Annotated in this window: 4 protein-coding genes; all 4 read left to right on the top strand. The window is 66.6% G+C overall.

Annotated features, from left to right (window positions below; genetic code table 11):
• Positions 1-331: 331 nt before the first annotated feature.
• A complete protein-coding gene (locus LC354_RS25965) occupies positions 332-700 on the top strand; it encodes a hypothetical protein (protein WP_223428860.1) in 369 nt (122 codons plus the stop codon).
• A 21-nt stretch (positions 701-721) separates the two neighbouring features.
• Positions 722-1,108: a hypothetical protein gene (locus tag LC354_RS25970; RefSeq protein ID WP_223428861.1), complete on the top strand. Its 387-nt coding sequence runs from the start codon at positions 722-724 to the stop codon at positions 1,106-1,108.
• A complete protein-coding gene (locus LC354_RS25975; RefSeq protein WP_223428862.1) occupies positions 1,108-1,656 on the top strand; it encodes a hypothetical protein in 549 nt (182 codons plus the stop codon). Before LC354_RS25970 ends, LC354_RS25975 begins: the two co-directional genes overlap by 1 nt.
• A gap of 135 nt (positions 1,657-1,791) precedes the next feature.
• A partial coding sequence (locus LC354_RS25980; RefSeq protein WP_223428863.1) for a hypothetical protein occupies positions 1,792-2,009 on the top strand: 218 nt, incomplete at its 3' end.

The following is a 2,009-nucleotide window of genomic DNA, read 5'->3' on the forward strand; positions in this document are numbered from 1 at the left end:
TCGCGGCGATATCCTTCGCTCCGCTATTGCAGAACTCCGCGAGCGGCTGGCCCCGATGGGCCTGCCGCGTCGGATGCCGGGGGCTATGATCGCGGAGTGGGTGAATGCGGCGCTAATCGAGGAATGTCGCCTGCGCCGCTGTCAGGACAGGACGGGTTGACCCTTGGCCGCCCGCGCCCGCCATATCCCGGACCACTCCGACTTCGCCCTCGACGGCGACGCTGGGCTGCGCGCGGCGCTGGACCTTCACGCGCTGGCGGAGGCCGGGCTGACCGCCGGGCCGGAAGCCCGGCGGGCCGCCCTTGGCGTCCTGCGATGGCTGGATGGTTGTGTGGGAACAGAGGGATCGCTCGACGCGGCGATGGGTCTTGCCGCACCGGGCCGCACCCATTCCCGCCAGCGGCTCCGAATGGTGCGCCGTGACGCTGCTCTGCGCGCACTGTGGCGCGCGTGGAGGGCCGACCTCGGCCCGACCGCCGCCGCCGACCTCATCGCGCAGCACTGGCGGCGCTATGCCACCTCCGGTTGGCCGAGGCATTGGAATGCCGGGACAGAACCCGCCGCCGAACCGGAGGCGACGCTTCACCGCCTGATGGTCAAGGGGCAGCAACCCCTCAGTGCCAACCGCCTGCGCAAGATATTGGGCGAAAATGGTCACTTTCCACCCATGGAACTGACCAGCCCGACCGACGATCTTTGAAACACGAAAGGAGCGCCACCCATGAAACTAGACGTAAACCGCCTTAACCACCTGCGAATGATCCGCCGCGACCGGCTGGCGGCCTGTAGGGCCGCTGCCGACGACCGCCTTGAGTTGCGGGACCGGCTGCGTGACCTTGAACGGCATCGTGCCCGGATCGAAATGAACCACGGGCCAGATCGCGAGGCAGAGGCCCTTGATGGCACTAATCGCCGGATCGAAGCAGCGAAGCGTGAACTGGCGGAAATGACCGACCGTGAGAACGAACTGGCGCAGGCTTCGTCGACCGCCGGGCAGACCTTCCAGCGCGCGCTGGAATACGCGCAGGCCAAGGGCCTTGATCTGCCCGACGATCTGCGACCGCAAGACTTCGGCGCACCGGCAGCACCCGTTCAGGAGAACGCATAATGGCCGCTTTGATTGAAAAACTGACGACACGCCGGAAGGCAGCGACCAAGGGCGCGGGTGATGCTCGCAAGGCGCTGTCCGAACTTCGCCAGATGGGCTCGCGCCTTCGCGACCAGCGGGCCGATATAGAGGCTCGACCTGTGCCGTTGGCGGAGGCGCAGGACGCCGCCGCGCAGGCGGTGCTGCGCGAAGCTGAGGGGGCGATTGCAGACCTGAACCTATCAAGCCTGACACGGCCCCAAGATTGTCGCACACCCACTCTAAGCCTAGATGCTCGCCAAATGGCGATGCTGGCCTTCGCGTCTCAGGCTGAGGGCATGGCCGCGCTACTTAGCGCGGCCCTTGCCGAGCAATACCGCGATATGCCTCAGGGCATCGCAGCCGATGAGCGGGCCGCCACGCTCGCCAAGATCGACGCCGACTTGCTGGCCTGCGAATTAGCTGAGGAAGCAACGGTCCGCGAACAGGAGCGCGAAGGCGCTGCCCCGCTTCGCCGGGGCGACGCCGACCCGCGCGCCGTGTTGGCGAATGATGCCGAACTGAGGTGAACACGAATGTGCGGGGGTTTGTCGATTGCCCCGCGCTAGGGTGGTCCGGTTGTTCGACATGGCCAGACCGTCCGACCGGGCGGCGCAGCGGCGTCCGCGCTGCGTCGCCAACCCTACAAAATCAAGGAGACCAAGATGACACAAACCGGATTGACCATCGCAAACGCCGCTACGCGGATGCGCGCTGCCCTTGCCACCATCCGACGCGGTGCGACACCCGAGGCCCGCGAAGCCGCCATTGACGACCTCGACCGAGCCATTCAGGACGCCGCCCGGCTGACCTCTGCGACATGGATGGACGCAAAGGCCAAGGCGGAAATGGTGCAGATCGCGCTCATGGGCCGCAACGCCAA

It is taken from the genome of Tateyamaria pelophila, assembly GCF_019966495.1.
GTDB classification, from domain to species: domain Bacteria; phylum Pseudomonadota; class Alphaproteobacteria; order Rhodobacterales; family Rhodobacteraceae; genus Tateyamaria; species Tateyamaria pelophila.